Below are 17,520 nucleotides of genomic sequence, written 5' to 3'. Positions count from 1 at the left end.
ACTTGCTATACAGATAAGTAGTTCTTTAATTGCCCGAGCAACAGGTCCATGTCGATCGGTTTTGAAACGTAGGCGCTGGCGCCCGCGGCCAGGCATTTTTCCCGGTCGCCCACCATGGCCTGTGCGGTCACCGCAATGATGGGGAGGTTTGCCCTTCCCGGCAGGTGGCGCAGCAGTTGTATGGCTTCATACCCGTCTGTTTCCGGCATCATCATGTCCAGCAATATCACCTGCACTTCCGGGTGCTGCTGCAGGGTGGCAATGCCTTCCTTTACGCTCGCGGCGCATAGGCTGGTAAATCCTTTTGCTTTCAACACGGCCTGCAATGCATAGATATTGCGGGCGTCATCGTCAATGATCAAGATCCTGTTCACTGGTTATATTGTTAGATTGATAGATTAATATTTCCGCCCCTTATCGTATAGCCATACCCGGAGCAAAGATAACAACTGATCCACGTCTACAGGCTTGGAAATATAATCTGATGCGCCGGCGGCCATGCATTTCTCCCGGTCGCCCATCATGGCCCTGGCGGTAACGGCTATTACCGGCAGGTTTTTGAGCTTACGGTTGGCGCGGATGTGGCCAATCGTCTGGTACCCATCCATTTCCGGCATCATCATATCCATCAGCACAATGTCTACTTTATGCTGGTCCAGCTGGTTCAGCGCTTCCTGGCCATCTATGGCGGAAAGCACGGTCATCTGGTGCTGTTCCAGTGATTTGGTGAGTGAAAAAATATTGCGCACGTCATCGTCTGCCACCAGCACTGTTTTACCATTGAGCACTTCATTCAACCCATTGCCCCGGCCCTTAGCGGCCACGCTTTCCGGGCGCCCGCCCCGCTCTTCCACCAGGTGCAGGAACAGCGACACTTCATCCAGGATGCGCTGGTAGGAATGGGCCGTTTTTACCACGATGGAGTCTGCATAACGGTGGATGCGCTGCTCTTCAGATTTGCTCAGGCTTTTGCCCGTGAAGATGATCACCGGCACGTTTTCCATGCCCGCACCGGATTTCACAGCCTCCAGGGTTTCGTATGCCCGGGGATCTGGTATGCCCATGTCCAGGATCACACAATCAATGCCTTGCTGTTGCAGCACTTTAAGGCCAGCGTCCATCTGCTGGCAGATCTCCGTGTTCACGTTGTACGTGCCCAGGAAATAGGCCAGTGCCTTGGCATGCTGCGCATTCTCTTCCACGATGAGCACTTTCTTGGGATGCTTGTTCAAAACATATTCCAGTTTCGCAAACACATCCTGCAGCTGGTCAAAGGCCGCGGGCTTGTTAATGAAATCCACCGCGCCCCGGTGCAGGCTTTCCTTTTTCATTTCCATACTGGACATCATGTGCACGGGAATGGGCCGCGTTACCGGGTCACTTTTCAGGGCTTCCATCACTTCCCACCCGTCTTTCACGGGCAGCATCAGGTCCAGCAGGATGCCCTGTGGACGGAATTCCCTGGCCAGTTGTATGCCCTGGTCCCCGCGCACCGCCACCAGGCCTTTATAGCCGCGGGCGCGGGTATATTCCAGCAGTGATTTTGCAAAGGCGGTATCGTCTTCAATGATGAGGATCGTTTTGTCTGTGGCCGTAATGTTAATGCGGTCGTCCGGCACCGGCTCCGGGATAAAGTCCGTGATGAAGTGTGCCTGCTGCACCAGGGGGGCAGGCTCGGAAAGCGTTGCCTCGCCGGCAGGCTGCACCCTTACCGGATCGGCCATGGCAGCGGGTCTGGCAACAGGTATCACCAGCGTGAAAGTGCTACCCTCCTCCGGGATACTTTCTACTGAAATATGTCCACCCAGCAACCGGGCTATTTCGCGGCTGATGCTGAGCCCCAGGCCGGTGCCACCATACTTGCGGCGCGTGGTGCCATCCGCCTGGCGGAATGCTTCAAACACCACGTCCTGTTTTTCCGGGGCAATGCCAATACCCGTATCCATAACCCGGAACTCAATGCGGTCTACACCCCGTGCGGCCACCTGCAGGGAAATGCTGCCTTTGGCGGTAAATTTTAGCGCATTGCTCAGCAGGTTTTTCAATACCTGGTCCAGGCGTTGCCGGTCTGTGTCGATGTATTCCGGTGTGCCGGTACGTATTTCCCAATGCATGTCCAGGCCTTTTTCCTTAGCCATCGGCTCATAAATGGCCTGCAGGTCTTCCAGCAACAGCGCGGGTTTTACCTGTTGGTATTCCAGTTCCATGCGCCCGCTTTCAATTTTGCTCAGGTCCAGTATTTCATCTATGAGGGTCAGCAATCCTTTGCCACTTTTGAGGATCACCTGTGCATATTCCACCTGGTCTGCGGAAAGGTTGCCATCATTGTTTTCTTCCAGCAGGCGGGAAAGCAGCAGGATGGAATTGAGCGGGGTACGCAGTTCGTGGCTCATATTGGCCATGAACTCAGATTTGTAGCGGGTGCTTTGCGCCAGTGCCTCGGACTGCCTTTGTATGTCCAAATTGCGCGCGGTGATCACTTCGTTCTTTTCTTCCAGCAGGCGGCTGCGTTCTTCCAGTTCTGCATTGCTCTGCTGCAATTCTTCCTGTTGCACACGCAGCTCCTCGTCCGATGCCTCCAGTTTCTGTGCCTGCAATGACAGCTCCGTATTCAGCGCTTCCAGTTCACTGTGCTGGGTTTGCAGCTCTTCGGATTGGGCCTGTGTTTCTTCCAGCAGTTCCTGCAGGCGCTGGCGGCTGCGCGCTGTTTGCAGGGCAACGGCAATGCGCGATGCCGCTTCTTTGATGTACTCCAAAGCGGCATCAGCGAAGGGATGCATGGCACCCAGTTCCACCACGCCTTCCACCCGCCGGTTATGTACCAGCGGCACGATGAGCGTGTGTGCCGGCACGGCTTCCTGCGTGGCGCTGCTTACGTTCATAAAGGCATCTGCATGCTGTTCCAGCTGCATGGTTTGCTGGTGCCGGGCCGCCTCGCCCAGCAGCGTGCTGCCCATGGCTATTTGTTGCGGGGCAGGCACGCGGTCATTAAGCCCATAACCGGCGTACAGGTGCAGCCAATCCTGCTCCCGCACATACAGCACGCCCACCTGCGCCTGCAGGTACTGCACCAGGCTTTGCAGGGCCAGGTTGCTGAGGGAATGCATGTCACCTTCGCTGATCAGTTTATCATTGAGGTCATTAATACCCTGCTGCACCCAGATGGTGTGCTCATTATGTTCATGGTAGGCCTTCAGATCGTTGCGCATGTGCACCAGGGCGTGGCCCAGCACATCTTCCTGGCTGCGGGGGCTGATGAGCACATTGAAGTGCCCCTGCCCTATCTGCGCTGCTGCTGCCGCCAGGTGGGCATTGTTCTGGTCTATCTGTGCAAAGGCTTTGGATAACTGGCCGATGGAATCGCGCGTGTACACCGGCAGTTTCACACCGGTGGCGCCGCGGGCAATCCGGCCTGCCGCCTCCTCCAGTTCCCGGAGCTGGCTGGCCATATTGCGCAGGGTAACGCTGATAATGTAAATGCCCAGCGCTACCAGCAGCACCAGTACGGCAATGCTGCGGTTGCGCACCACCAGCTGGCTTTCATAAATATGTGCGGCACTGTCGCTGATGGCCGCTACCAGTGACTGCTCCACCTCTTTGAGCGGGTGCAGGCTCACTTCTGAGTCATTCCACCAGGCATCCGGCGTCATGGCCAGGTCCAGGTGGCGGTCCTGCACAAAATTGTCGATCACCGCCATAGTAGCGCGGTAACTGGCGCTTTCCGTAATACGGTGCAGGTCGCGCTGCGCATCGGCCGGGGACTGCTCATTGAACTGGGCCAGTAATGATTTATAAATAGCGAGGCTGGTGCCCATCTGCTCTATATCACTGGCATCGGCCTGGCGCTGGATAAGGAGCATGTAGAGGTCCAGCCGCATAATGTTCAGGTAAGTGGTCATTTGCGACAGCAACGACTCTGCACGCAGGCGGGGATTGATGGTGCGTGCGGCGGGCATGTCCGGCAGGGTATTGATGGTGAGGCTGTTCAGCCGCAAAATGAGCGCTGTAAAAAAGCTCATGGCGGCGCGCTGATCCAGCTCATTATTATCGATCTGCCTGCGCTTACCTGCCAGGAGCGAGAGCAGGGAATTGCGCTCAAAATTAGCCGGCGCCATGGACACCTGGCCCTCCAGCGCACGGATGGCGGCATCTGTGCGGGCGCGTTGCAGCAGCAGGTCATTGGCATTGCCGGTAGGCGACATAAAATAACTTACTGTAAAGCGGCGCTCCTGCTGCACTTCGTCCACGATCTTCATGATCGCCACGGACTCCTGCACCCCCTCCTGGAGCTTTTGCATGCTGTGCACTTCGCCGGTTTGCCGCAGCAGCAGTTGTATGGCGAAATAGACCATGCAGCCCAGGGGCACGAGCACCACCAGGGACAATTTGATATGAAGCGGAAGTTTCCTGAAAAATTTTCTCATACAGAATCAATGCTAATGCTGTGGTAACAGGTATCGGATAACCGGAATGGGAAAACAGCACAGGCCGTGCCAAATAAAAACAGGCGCCGGGTAAGGCGCCTGTCTGTTGGCAAAGTGGCAAGGTTATGAATAAAAAATCGTACGTCCGTTAACTTTATAGACCACCAAGGTAGCTCAAATATTAGTTAAGCAGTTGTTAATGCATGCTAAATAATTATTATCAGGTGGGCCGCGCCTGCGGCCAATGCGCTGCGGAAGGCAGGAATCCTTTTTGATATATCTTCACACCAGACTAAAACACCGTTATGCCCAGACACAGCGCCGGCATTCTTCTTTACCGCTACCAGGCCCATATGCTGGAAGTACTCCTGGTGCACCCGGGCGGTCCCTTCTGGGCCCGCAGGGATGCCGGCGCCTGGAGCATCCCCAAAGGGGAATATGAAGACAACGAAGATCCTGAAACCGCCGCCCGGCGGGAATTTGAAGAAGAAACCGGCCAGCCCCTCACCGGTAAGCTGCTGCCCCTTACCCCGGTAAGGCAGAAAGCCGGCAAAATAGTGCAGGCCTATGCCTGCGAGGGGCAGCTGGATGTGAACAAAATCCGCCCTAACACGTTTTCGATAGAATGGCCTGCGCGCTCCGGAAGACAGCAAAGCTTCCCGGAGATCGACAAGGCGGCCTGGTACACGCTGGCGGCAGCCCGTGAAAAGCTATTGCCCGCCCAGCTCCCCTTGCTCGATGAGCTGGCGCAAAAGGTGTGAACTTGCATGCCAGCGATGGATTTGCTATCTTGCTGCTGCCGTGCAACAAACACCACCATTGTTGCCAATTTTTCAGCCCTTCATTTTTAAGATCCATGCACCGACAACACATCTGGCTTGCAATAGCCGCGATACTGGCAGGTGGTTGCCATCATCCTTCTTCCAAAACTACCAACATTGATTCCAGCGGCAAAACCGCTTCCGGCGTGGAATGCATCAACCCTGCCTCCCGCTCTGCCATGATACAGGCAGCCGGCAAAGGTAGCAGCAGCCAGTTGGTAGCCGGGCCATCCGCCACGGAAAAAATTGTACTCGATACGACCCACTGGCCGGCCAGACCCTGGCCCGCCGGCATGGTGTGGATCCCCGCCGGCACCTATACCATGGGCGGTGTGGGCGGAGAAGCGCGTAAGGATGAATTTCCCCTGCATGCCGTAAAGATCCTGGGCTTCTGGATGGATAAAACGGAGATCACCGTGGGGGAATTTAAACGCTTTGTAAAGGCCACCGGCTTTATAACTGAAGCAGAGAAAACCCCGCAGTGGGACCAGCTGAAACAACAACTGCCACCCGGCACACCGGAGCCCGCGCCTGGCACCCTGGTGCCGGGTGGTATGGTATTTACCCAGACAGATGGCCCCGTGCCGCTGGACAACTACGCCCGCTGGTGGCGCTACGTACCGGGAGCCAACTGGCGCCACCCCAACGGCCCGCAGAGCGATGTATGGAGCACCGCGCAGTTTGACAACCATCCCGTCACCCAGGTATGCTGGTACGATGCCCTGGCCTATTGCAAATGGGCCCACAAGCGCCTGCCCAGCGAAGCGGAATGGGAGTACGCCTGCCGGGGCGGCCTGGAAGGCAAAGAATTTGAGTGGGGTGATGATGCGCCTTCCGCTACTAACATCCGCGCCAACCTCTGGGAAGGGGAGTTTCCTTACAAAAACTACAAACGCGATGGCTATGAACTAAGTGCACCGGTAATGTCGTATAGCCCTAACCGTTATGGGCTCTATGATATGATCGGGAATGTGTGGGAATGGTGCAGTGACTGGTACCGGCCAGACACGTACGCGAAGAGCCAAGCCGGCGTCACTGATCCGCTGGGCCCTAAAGATGCTTATGACCCGGACGAGCCTTATGCACAAAAGAAAGTAATCCGCGGCGGCAGCTTTTTGTGCAATATTAATTACTGCGCCAGCTACCGGCCTTCTGCACGGATGAAAACAGATCCGTATACGGGAGAGAACCATACGGGGTTCCGGGCGGTGATGAGTGATGGTGATTGGAGGAGCAGTATGAAGCTGGTAGCAATGAAATAGGGAAAAAAGCACACCCTCAGCGTGTGCCCATCACCGTTAGCACTGTAAAACCAGGAAAAAGAGATCAGGAAAACTGGGTCACCAGCTGTACAATGGCCATCCCTATCATGGACAGGCCCAGAAGATCCGCGGCTTTCAGGAAGAGCAGCGCGGTGCGCACCTTGCGTTTTTCAGCCACATCGTCCGTAGCTACCATGTAGCCCCGCAGCGCCTTGCTGTTTACACGACGGTACCAGTCAAACTTGATGTGTGAATGGGCGGGCGCCTGCAAACGGCCCACCATCAGCAGTGCCACCACCATAAAAATGAAAACAAAAACTACGCAGGCAATCAGGTAATCTGCAATGATATCCGACATAGGTTAGTAATTCTAGCGTCAGCCCTCCCGGCAATTTGTTTCTTCAAATTGGCAGGCTCAAGATAGTGAATTTTATATTACATCATAGTTGTAGGTAAATTTTTTTAGTGCCCTGCAACCTTTACCAGTGGCCTATTCCAGGCTTTTAACAGCTAACGTTTACCTGAATTACATTAAATCATTTTATATATAATTTATTCCAATATATCAATAGTTTTATAAATAAAGCACTTACCAAAAACAGCGACGGACATTCACCGGCAAGCCAGCAAACATCCGTCGCATCACACACTACGAACACCGCCCGTAAGACTTAAGAAAAAATTAATCGTGGTGCACCTTTGGTTTGAGCAGTTTGTACATCACCGGTGTTACCAGGCGGGTAAGTACGGTAGAACTGATCAGGCCTCCCACCAGTACCCATGCAAGCGGTGAGTACAGTGGGCTGCGTTCCAGCACCAGGGGAATAAGGCCGCCAATGGCGGTAAGCGTGGTGAGGATGATAGGCAAAAAGCGCGTCTCCCCTGCTTCCTGGATGGCCTCGTCCAGCCCCATGCCGCCGGCTCTGAGCTGGTTAGTATAGTCTACCAGCAGGATGCTGTTCTTCACTTCAATGCCTGCCAGTGCGATGATGCCGATCACGGAAATGAAGGAAAGTGTATTGCCGGTAATGAGCAGGATGGCCACTGTGCCCACAATACCCAGGGGGATCACAGACAGCACGATCAGTGTGCTTTTGAAGGTCTTGAATTCCAGCAGCAGGATGCCCAGGAAAGCAAAGATGGTGATCACGATGATGGTGCCCAGGTTGCCAAAGCTTTCCTGGCTGCTTTCCACTTCGCCCGCCATCATATAGCCGTAGCCGTTAGGGAATTGCATTGCCTTCAGTCCTTCTTCGATCTTTTGCGTGGTCACTGCGGTGTTAAACCCGTTCTTCACAAAGCTGGTCACCAGTGCATAGCGGTTCTTATTATAATGCTTGATCTGGGGCACGGACGTCTCAAACTCCAGGGTGGCCAGCTGGTTGAGCGGTACCATGGCGCCGGCCGGCGTGGGAATATAGATCTTGTTAAAGGCGTCCAGCGTCTGGTGCTGGTCGCGGGGCAATGATACGTTGATAAAGTAGTTATCTCCCTTCTCGTCTTTATACTGCGCCACATTCAGGCCGGCTATGCCCATGCGCACCATGCGGTCTATATCACTGGTCTGGATGCCCAGCAGCGCGGCTTTGTCTTTATTGATCTGCAGGTGCAGGTCTGTTTTATACGTTTGCAGCGGGTTATTCACGTAGATGGTACCCGGGGTGCGGTGCATCAGCTCTTCCACGCGGCCGCTGAGGTTGCGCAAAGTATCCAGGTTATCTCCAAACAGGCGGATGGCAATAGGTGCTTCCTGCAGGGGACCTTGTTCAAATTGTTTCACTTCGATCTTTGCATCTGCATAGTGGTCAAAACGGCCGCGCAGGGTATCTACCAAACGTTCCATCTCCGGCACTTCCAGCGGGTGCAGGCGGATGAACAACTGTGCAAAATTGGAAGCCTCACTGTGCTGCGCCTGGTTGTAATACACGGCGGGGTTGCCCTTGCCGGTGTTGGAAAATACGTTCTGTATATCCGGGTGCCGGCGCAGTTCCGCTTCTACAAAACGGGCCACGCTATCCGTTTTATCCAGGCTGGTGCCCAGGGGTGTTTCAATATTCACCAGGAACATGGGCTTTTCAGAACGCGGGAACAACCCGAAGCCCACCACCTTGAACAACATACACGCCGCAATGAACAGTGTAACCGCGAAACCCAGCGTCCAGTAAGGTTTTGCAAGGGCCCTGTTTAGCAGGCGGCGGTAAGAACCATTGATCAGTTGCTGCAGCTTGCGCAGCACAATATTACCCTCCGGGTGTGCATGCGGGCGCAAAATAAGGCGGGACAGAAAGGGCACGATGGTGAGTGAAACAAACAGCGATGCGATCACGGTGGTCACCACGGCCATGGGCAGGCTGCGGATAAAATCACCTGCGCCTTCCGGCAGGAACAGGATGGGTAAAAAACTTACAATAAGGATAGCTGTACATCCTACTACTGCTACACTGATCTGCTTCGTGGCGTCTATCGCGGCACGCAGCGGGGTGGCGCCCTGGCGCAGGTAACGTTCTATGTTCTCGATCACCACAATACTATCGTCCACCAGCAGGCCTAAAGCTACCACCATGCCTACAATGCTTAACTGGTTAATGGTGTAACCCAGCATCTGCAGCATAAATAAGCCAATGGCAATAGACAACGGGATAGAGATCATCACCACGGAAGATGCACGCCAGCCCAGCGGGATAAGGGTAACCGCCACGAGGAGAATGGCAATGATAAAATCGCGCCCAAAGTGAGACAGCCGCTTCTGTACATCCTGGGCCTGTACAAAACCTTCGTACAGGGCCATGTTGCCCGGCAGTGTTTTCTTAAACGCGCTGATCAGGGGCTCTACCGCTTTGTTATTAGCCAGGATATTCGTACGCTCTTTCTCGTTAGCCGTGATGTACACGCAACGCTGTCCGTTGAAACGCGCCAGGTAGCTGGGTTCTTCATCATCCATGCGTACATCGGCAATGTCGCCGAGGAGCACCATCTTATCACCGGCAGCAGCGATCACCGTGTTGCGGATATCATCGATGCTGGTATAATCACCGTTTGTTTTGATGTTGAACTTCTTACCACCAGCGTCAATACTGCCACCGGGAATGTTCTGTGCCCCAGCCTGTAACGCAGCGATGATGCGGGGTAGCGACAAATGCTGCTGGGCCATTTTTTCCAGGTCTACCGATACGCGGATCTGCTGCTGTGGATAGCCGTGGATCTCCACTTTCTTCAGCTCCTTTACTTTTTCCAGCTGGGTTTTGAGTGCATCTGCCACATCCCAGAGTTGTTTGTAAGTGGCGCGCTGGCTCACCAGTGCCAGCTGGTAAGTATTCACATTGGACGACTCCGCCTTCTTCACATCCAGGCTCAGTAGGGCTTCCGGCAGGGTGGTGCGGATGCTGTTCAGTTCCCGTACCACTTCATTGTACTTGTCGTCCGCATTGGTGCTGTAGTCAAATTCCAGGTCCGTCACAGACAGGCCGTCATTGATGTCCGTACGGATGCGTTTTATATCGGAGAGCTCATGCAGCTTGTCTTCTATAGGTTTGGACACCAGCTTCTCCATGTCGTTCGGACTGGTGCCGGGATACACGGCGATGATGGTAAAGCGCGGGGCTTTGAAAGGAGGGTCTTCCCCTCTTGGCATGTTCAATAAGGAAGTCAGCCCAAGCGCCAGTACCATGAGAAAGATCACGATGGTGAACTGGTAGTTCTTTACAGAAAATTGGGTAATGCGCATAGCAATAAGTTTATAAATGAGGCGGGCGGTAGCTGCCGGTTATTTGGTTTCTTTAACGAATGAGTTTTCCCGGAGAAATGCCGCACCGTCTGTTACTACCCGGCTGATATTTTCCAGGCCCTTATCCACGCCCACGGCATCTTTCAGCTGGCAGGCAATATTTACTGCATGGCGGCTTACAGATTTTCCATCCGCATTGATCGTGTATACGTAGGCGGTAGTGTGGTTTACTTCCGTGATGGCTTCTACCGGTACAAAGGCCAGGGGCGCAGCTTCCGAAGGATAGAGGCTGATCTTGGCAGTAAGCCCGCTGGCAAGGGCAATGCCGCCCGGCAGGACCTTCAGCTTAAGGGGGAAGGTACCCGTAGCCGCATCCGCGGCTTCTCCCCGCTCGGTAAGCACAGCCTTTAATGTTTTGCCCGGATAAGCGTCCAGCGAGAGCGAGGCGGTATCCCCTATTTTCAGGCGTGCCCAGTCGCGGTCTGCCACGCCGGTGCGGATCACCCAGTCTGCGGCATTGGTGCTGTTGATCACATACACCGCCTGGCCGGGGGCCGCTATTTCGCCGGTATTCATTAGTTTATGCAGTACGCGGCCGGATTGATTGGCGTAGATAGCGGCGTATTGTTCATTGAACTTTGCGATATTCAGTTGCTGCTCCGCCATATCCAGGGCGGTCTGGCTGTTTTCCAGCTCTTCGCGGGTAGCGGTGCTGTCGTTATAGAGATTACGGGTGCGTTGCTGCTGGCGCAGGGCCTTATCATAACCTTGCCTGGCTTGCAGCGCCTGCGCATGGATCTCTGTGAGATTGAGGGTACCGAGCAACTGGCCGGCGTGCACGGCATCACCTTCTTCCACATTCAACCGGGCGATGATACCACCGGTTTTAAAACTGAGCCGGGTTTCCTTATCAGAACCGATGGTGCCGCTGCATATGATGGGCGCCACATAGCTGCGCATGGCCACTGCAGCGGTTTTTACGGGCGTGATGTTTACCGTTTCTTCGGGTGCGGGTGAAGAGGTTCCGCAGGATGCCATCAACAGGATGACGGGCAGACAAAAGAAAAATACCTGTTTCATACAATGCTATTTGGTGTGTAGTGTGATCGTTTTTTATAAAGGATAAGCGGCGGTAACCTGTTCCAGTTCCGCTTTGCGGGTGAGCACTTCAGTAAGGGAAAGTTGGTAGGCCAGCTGGCTGTTCACCAGTTGGGTAAATGCGTCGCTCAGCTCTACCAGGAGCACCAGGCCTTCTTTGTAGCGTACTTTCATTTCGCGATAGTACTCCGTGGTGGCATCCAGGCTGGCACGGGCGCTTTCCAGCCGGGCCTGCGCATTGTGCAGGTTTGTATTGGCGGTAGTAAGCTGGAGCCGAAGCTGCTGCTGGGTTTCCTCCATTTCATTTTGCAGGGAGCTGAGATCCACTTCCGCCTGTTTCAGTTGGGATTTGCGCTGGTAGCCATTAAAGAGGGTCCATTTCAATGACACACCGCCAAACACGTAGCGCTGGTCTGCATTGAAATGATAACCGGTGCCCTGGTAACCACCGTCAATAAAAGTGGAGAGTGTGGGCAGTTTATCCGCGCGTTTCATTTTTACATAGAGCTGCGTTTGGGAAATGCCGCTTTGCAGTACTTTCAGTTCATCGCGCTGGGCCAGCACTTCTTCGCGTATAGCCGTTACCGTATCAAGCCCCGGTTCATTGTACACGCTGGAGTCCGCGGTGAGCGGCGTGTCCAGGGGGCGGTTCAGCAGGAAGTTGAGATAAGCCTGGGCCACCTGGATGTTGTTGGTAGCGGCGGTGAGCTGGGCCTGGTTCTTATTGATGTCGGCCGTTACTTTGAGGAGATTGCCCCGCAGCATTTTGCCATTGTTCACCAGCGACATTGTGTTACGGTATTGCTCCTGCAGCAGGTTGGCGGCGTTGGAAAAAATGTTTTGCTGACGCAGGGTATTAAGATAGTTGTAGTAAGCCGTTTTGATGTCCTTTACGAGGTTGCGTTTGTATACGTTGATCTGGGCCTGTTGCTGGGAGATCATTTCTTTATGGATCTTGTAGTTGTACCATATCTCCGTATTAACGAGGGCCATACTGGCTTGCAGGCGGGTGTCCTGGAAGTTGTTGGGCAGGAAGAGCACCTTTTGGTTGGGGATGTTGGAGAATTTGGTGCCTTGCTGCAGTTGGTTGAGGGAGTTGTAAATGGGATTGAACAAGTCGCCGAGGGGCAGGTCTATTTTGCGGCCACCATTGGCGTAGTTGTAATCTGAGAGGAATGAGAGGGATGGGTAAAAGAGGCCTTTGGCTTCCTGGAGGGAGAGTTGGGCTTTTTCCAGGTTTTGGTTTTGCCGCTGCAAGGCCAGGTTGCTTTGCAGCCCTTGTCTTGTAAGCTGCTCCAGGAGCGGGCTTTGGGCCAGGCTGCTGCTGATGGCGGCGAGGAGCAGCCCGGCGGTGAGCAATAAGTGTTTCATGAGTGTGATTTTTATTATAACCTATATTAACTTAATGAACACTGTTCACTAGATAAGCAAAAAATAAAAGGCTGGCTGCCTTTCGTTTATAAAATGAACACTGTTTGGTGATTGCGGAGAAAAAACGGATGCTTTTCACCCGTTGTAAGTTTTAGTTTGGCAGGTTTTGGAAACTTCGCTACATTTTCGTATAGCCGTAACCGTTATAGTCTATTTGATGACGGCCTTCAGGTACGCATCTACTGCCTGATCCAGGAATTCGTCAATTTTATCCTCGTCAATAATCTTACACTCTATCATGATAAGGCGTTTGCGGATATAGAGCGATATGATGCCGTGCAGGGTGGCCCAGCAAAGCAGGGCACCCATTTCGGGGCTATCGTAGCGGATCAGGTTTTTGGCGATGCACGCGTCTACGATGGCTTGCAGTGTTTGAAAGGCAGCGGTGCCGGTTTGAAAATCAGCCTCGTCATGTACCATTTCCATGGGTTTGCGCATTACGAACATCAGATCATAATAGGCGGGATTGTCGTTGGCAAAACTCATGTATAGCTTGGCGATGTCACGGAGACAGGCAAGTGGATCCTTTTCGGGATCGCAGGGCATCTGGCGGAATTTTTCCAGGAGCATTTCAAAGCCCTGTGTCATGAGGGCGTGAAAGACTTCTGTTTTATCCTTGAAATAGAGATAGATGGTGCCTACACTGTATTCTATTTTTTCGGCGATGCCGCGGAGGGAGGTTTTTTCGTAACCGTCTTGTACGAACATGGCGGCGGCGGCTTCCAATATCTTGGTGCGCATTTCCTGTCGTTCGCGGTCTTTTCGTTCGGCGATGCCCATGGTGAATTAAATTGACAATGCAAACATAATGAACAGTGTTCAGTATTTGCAAATTTATTTTTGGGTTTTCCTTAAATAATTGATTTACAGTAATATTTTGGAGTTACGTACATCTCAATTACCAGGCCTGGCCTTAACAGTACATGGCTGTGGGCTTATGTAACTTGTCTTTGCGATAGGTTCACAGGCATTTATCTCGCCTTTAAAGTAGGGTCGTGGCGTTTGTACCCCGTCCTTGCGATATAACACAACCTGCGCCTTCCCTCCCACGCACTTTACATTCAGCCACGTATCTGATCGTCATCCATTCTAGATATTGATTCCCTCACCAACGTGAACGAACAAACGTCAATATGATACGCTTCTAATCTTTTCTACACCCTGACATGCATAAGCACCGGCAATTAAGTTTGTTGGTATCCAGGCTTCCCTGCTGAAAGGTACCGTGTACCTATACATCGCACACACTTCCACTTTTAACAGCTTTTGTTAACCAGTTGTTATCACCAACAATATCACAGCACTTACGAGGAATAATACTGCCTTTACCAAACATCACTTGACACGCGCTGCAGCCGCTGTATATTTGTATCAGGTTTTTCATAGGATATGGTTAAAATATTGAAGGCGGTGTTCTCACCGCCTTTTTTTATTGCCATGCACCACTGCACATGCTGCGCACACCTCATAACTCATTGAACTTAAGCGGAACATCATTCCCCAAAATCATCACCTCTGAAAAGCAGCATCACAAATAGTTCCAATCCGTTTGTTAATCACTTGTTATCACCAGGTATATCACTGCACTTACGAGGAATAATACTGCCTTTACCAAACATCACTTGACACGCGCTACAGCTGCTGTATATTTGTGTCAGGTTTTTCATAGGATATGGTTAAAATATTGAAGGCGGTGTTCTCACCGCCTTTTTTTATTGCTATCACTCGCCACTTGTACTGTGCAGCTCATCCCGTGTAAACGGAGCATCCTGCTCCCAAAATCATAAATGCCCGGGCTCCCGGTACTACAAATGGTGCCGCTACTTCTGTTAATTACTTGTTATCACCAATAATATCACCGCACTTACGAGGAATAATACTGCCTTTACCAAACATCACTTGACACGCGCTACAGCTGCTGTATATTTGTGTCAGGTTTTTCATAGGATATGGTTAAAATTATTGAAGGCGGTGTTCTCACCGCCTTTTTTTATGTTCCTGCCTTTTTTTTACTTACATCCTGCCACGCAATTACTTCCCTTTACCTTAGCCGCTACTGCCTCGCCTTCTAATTCCCTGATTATAAATGAACCATAAAACCACAGGCTCCTAACCAGCTGAAAACCAATACCAGTAATAAATGCAGCCTATTTGTTAACCGTTTGTTATCACGGGGCATTTCCCTGCACTTACCAAGTAAAATCACACTTTCCCTAAACAAGGATTGACAGGGACCGGCAGCGTTCTATATTTGCATCAGGTTTTTCATAGGATATGGTTAAAATATTGAAGGCGGTGTTCTCACCGCCTTTTTTTTATGCCCGTCCGGCACCTATCTTCGTAGTAAATTCCTGCAAATGAAATCAATCCTCACATTTATCCTCCTCCTGGCGGGCACCTGCTCCTTTGCCCAATCTGAAAACCCCTTCCAGCGGTTACATTACCTGCTGGGCGATTGGGTGGCTGAAGGCACCTCCGTGGAAGGCAGCGGTTATTATTCATTCAAAGAAGACCTGGACCAGCACATCCTCGTACGCCGCAACCACGCCGACGTTCCCGCCACCGCGGAACGTAAGGCGGTGTCTCATGATGATCTCATGGTGATATACGCGGATAAATACCAGAAGGCCGCAAAAGCACTTTATACTGACAATGAAGGCCATGTGATCCACTACACCCTTTCTGCCTCCGAGGATGGTAAAACCATCACCTTCCTCAGCGCCGCGGCTGGTCCCATGCCCATTTTCAAGCTGATCTATGCCTTCTCCGATGAGAATAATGTGACCATCACCTTCCAGGTGGCGCAAGCTAACGCCCCGGAAGATTTTCACACCTACATATCGGGCAAAGCCCACCGCAAATAAAACAGGAAAAGCTGCCTTCCCGGCGGCTTTTTTTATGCTTTTTTTTTAACTGGCTTATGGAATGCGCTTAAAACCCGCATCTTATAAAGGTGTGCAATGAACTGTTTATCCCTTTACCTCCTGTCATTTTGTTTTCATAGGATATGGTTTTTTAAAAAGCTTAGGCGGTGTTCCCACCGCCTTTTTTTATAAGGGCAATCACCCCGGGCAATGGGCTTCCTGCTCCAACCTAACTGGTCAAAGCGGAACAACCAAACGTGGAAAATTACAGGAAGAAAATAAAGCAGGTCCGGGATATGGCCAGCAAACAATGTTTTATACTTCAATCGGTTGCAATCAATGGATGCTAACGTTGGCAATGGCTGGGAACCAAATCTAAACGTCAGCTGTACATTTCCAACACAGCACCGTCAGCCTCCTATTTCCGGCTCCGCTACTTGTAGAAACGGGGTCCACAATCAGTGGAAACGGGGAGCTGATTAATGCCGGCTGCCGTTGTGAAACAGGTAGTGCTCAATGTTGGATGCAATATCCGCCAGGAGCGATAAACTGGCTTTGGTGCGGGCACCGGCGGCACGGAGGTACCCGTCCAGGTCGTGCTCAAAATACACTTCCTCGCCGTTTACATTTACTTTAAATTTCTCGGTGTTGCCAGCCAGGAACGGTACTACGTCAAACCGGTTCCTGCGAATGTTGATGGTGAATGCACTCATGGTTTTTGATTTTGTTATACAGTAATGGGGATGCATATCCAAAGCATGTGCCACGCGGCACCTGTTATTTCCAGGTATATATAAAGGGGATGTAGGAATTGGGGTATTCGGACGTTCAAGATACGAAGGGTTCAGAATTAAACCAAATTCAACTGATAATCTTGCATCATATTCAATAAAACATACCTTATGCGCCTCCTTCCCTGGTTTGCCTGCCTGTGCCTGTGGGCACCTGCTCATGCCCAATCCTCCCAATACCACACCCTGCAGCAGATCCAGATCGGTGGCAGTGGCGGTTGGGATTACATTACCGCAGATGCTGATCAGCACCGCCTCTATGTAGCGCATGGCACCCGCGTGGAAGTACGGGACAGCCGCAACGGCGCTGCCATCGGCACCATCGACTCCACCACCGGGGTACACGGCATTGCCCTGGATCCCACGCTGCACAAAGGATTTATCAGCTGCGGCAAGTTGAACACCGTACTTGTGTTCAATACGGAAACACTGCAAGCCGGCGCCAGCATTGCTGCCGGGCAAAACCCGGATGCCATTCTTTACGATGTGTTCTCCAAAAAGATCTATGTAGGTAACGGCCGTAGCCATGACCTCACCGTGATAGACCCTGCCACTGAAAAAGTAATCGCTACCATTCCGCTGGGCGGCAAGCCGGAAGCAATCGTAGCGGATAAAAAGCGGGTGTATGTAAACATTGAAGATAAGAACAGCATTGCCGTGGTCAACCCGCAAACGCTGCAGGTTGTGAATAACTGGCCGCTCACCGGCGGCGATGAGCCTTCCGGCCTGGCCATCGACCTGAAGACCGAACGCCTCTTTGCCGGTTGCGGCAATAAAACGCTTTGCGTGGTAGATGCTACCAGCGGTAAGAACATTGCCCAACTGCCCATTGGCGACGGTTGCGATGGTGTTGCCTTTGATCCCTCCACCGGCACCGTTTTCAGTGCCAACGGGGAAGGTAATATCACCGCCATCCAGGAAGCAAATGCAAACACCTTCCGCGTAGCGGCCACCATCCCTACCCTGGCCAGCGCCCGCACGATCACAATTGATAACAATACTCATCACTTGTTCCTGCCCGCGGCAGCGGTAAAGCCTGCAACCGGTGGCGGCCGGCCACAGGCAATACCTGGTACCTTCCGGGTTCTCGAAGTTGGCCTATAAC

12 protein-coding genes are annotated in these 17,520 nt (G+C 52.4%); 4 read left to right on the top strand and 8 right to left on the bottom strand.

What is annotated here, in order from left to right:
• Nucleotides 1-5: 5 nt before the first annotated feature.
• Both DCC81_RS17110 and DCC81_RS17105 read right to left on the bottom strand, forming a co-directional pair.
• Nucleotides 6-374: a response regulator gene (locus DCC81_RS17110; RefSeq protein WP_108687802.1), complete on the bottom strand. Its 369-nt coding sequence runs from the start codon at nt 372-374 to the stop codon at nt 6-8.
• 24 nt (nt 375-398) lie between these two features.
• Complete coding sequence (locus tag DCC81_RS17105; protein WP_108687801.1) at nt 399-4,424, bottom strand: response regulator; 4,026 nt, start codon at nt 4,422-4,424, stop codon at nt 399-401.
• A gap of 305 nt (nt 4,425-4,729) precedes the next feature.
• On the opposite strand from DCC81_RS17105, the gene DCC81_RS17100 reads away from it, so the two are divergent.
• On the top strand, nt 4,730-5,185 hold the full coding sequence (locus DCC81_RS17100; protein ID WP_108687800.1) for an NUDIX domain-containing protein: 456 nt from the start codon (nt 4,730-4,732) through the stop codon (nt 5,183-5,185).
• Nucleotides 5,186-5,280: 95 nt separating this feature from the next.
• Complete coding sequence (locus tag DCC81_RS17095; RefSeq protein WP_108687799.1) at nt 5,281-6,507, top strand: formylglycine-generating enzyme family protein; 1,227 nt, start codon at nt 5,281-5,283, stop codon at nt 6,505-6,507.
• 64 nt (nt 6,508-6,571) lie between these two features.
• Here the strand turns inward: DCC81_RS17095 and DCC81_RS17090 are convergent, their stop codons facing one another.
• The 5 genes from DCC81_RS17090 to DCC81_RS17070 form a co-directional block, all read right to left on the bottom strand.
• Nucleotides 6,572-6,865, bottom strand: a complete 294-nt coding sequence (locus tag DCC81_RS17090) for a hypothetical protein (RefSeq protein ID WP_108687798.1) — start codon at nt 6,863-6,865, stop codon at nt 6,572-6,574.
• A gap of 324 nt (nt 6,866-7,189) precedes the next feature.
• Nucleotides 7,190-10,231 (bottom strand): efflux RND transporter permease subunit, encoded by a 3,042-nt coding sequence (locus DCC81_RS17085; RefSeq protein WP_108687797.1) that lies wholly within the window; start codon nt 10,229-10,231, stop codon nt 7,190-7,192.
• A gap of 39 nt (nt 10,232-10,270) precedes the next feature.
• Nucleotides 10,271-11,311 (bottom strand): efflux RND transporter periplasmic adaptor subunit, encoded by a 1,041-nt coding sequence (locus DCC81_RS17080; RefSeq protein ID WP_108687796.1) that lies wholly within the window; start codon nt 11,309-11,311, stop codon nt 10,271-10,273.
• Between the two features lie 33 nt (nt 11,312-11,344).
• The gene (locus DCC81_RS17075; RefSeq protein ID WP_108687795.1) at nt 11,345-12,700 is read right to left on the bottom strand and encodes a TolC family protein; all 1,356 of its coding nucleotides are present in this window, start codon (nt 12,698-12,700) and stop codon (nt 11,345-11,347) included.
• A gap of 210 nt (nt 12,701-12,910) precedes the next feature.
• A complete protein-coding gene (locus DCC81_RS17070; protein ID WP_108687794.1) occupies nt 12,911-13,540 on the bottom strand; it encodes a TetR/AcrR family transcriptional regulator in 630 nt (209 codons plus the stop codon).
• A 1,577-nt stretch (nt 13,541-15,117) separates the two neighbouring features.
• Between DCC81_RS17070 and DCC81_RS17065 the strand changes: the two genes are divergently transcribed.
• Nucleotides 15,118-15,624 (top strand): hypothetical protein, encoded by a 507-nt coding sequence (locus DCC81_RS17065; protein ID WP_108687793.1) that lies wholly within the window; start codon nt 15,118-15,120, stop codon nt 15,622-15,624.
• A 479-nt stretch (nt 15,625-16,103) separates the two neighbouring features.
• On the opposite strand, the gene DCC81_RS17060 is transcribed toward DCC81_RS17065, so the two are convergent.
• The gene (locus DCC81_RS17060) at nt 16,104-16,337 is read right to left on the bottom strand and encodes a hypothetical protein (protein WP_108687792.1); all 234 of its coding nucleotides are present in this window, start codon (nt 16,335-16,337) and stop codon (nt 16,104-16,106) included.
• A 189-nt stretch (nt 16,338-16,526) separates the two neighbouring features.
• Here DCC81_RS17060 and DCC81_RS17055 point away from each other — a divergent pair, with 189 nt between their 5' ends.
• Nucleotides 16,527-17,519 carry a YncE family protein gene (locus DCC81_RS17055; protein WP_108687791.1) on the top strand — a complete coding sequence of 331 codons (993 nt, stop codon included), beginning with the start codon at nt 16,527-16,529 and terminating at the stop codon, nt 17,517-17,519.
• The last annotated feature ends 1 nt before the right edge of the window (nt 17,520 follow it).

Source organism: Chitinophaga parva (genome assembly GCF_003071345.1).
Classification (GTDB): domain Bacteria; phylum Bacteroidota; class Bacteroidia; order Chitinophagales; family Chitinophagaceae; genus Chitinophaga; species Chitinophaga parva.
Note: the sequence above shows the minus strand (reverse complement) of the source record. Positions and strands in the feature narration are given on the sequence as shown.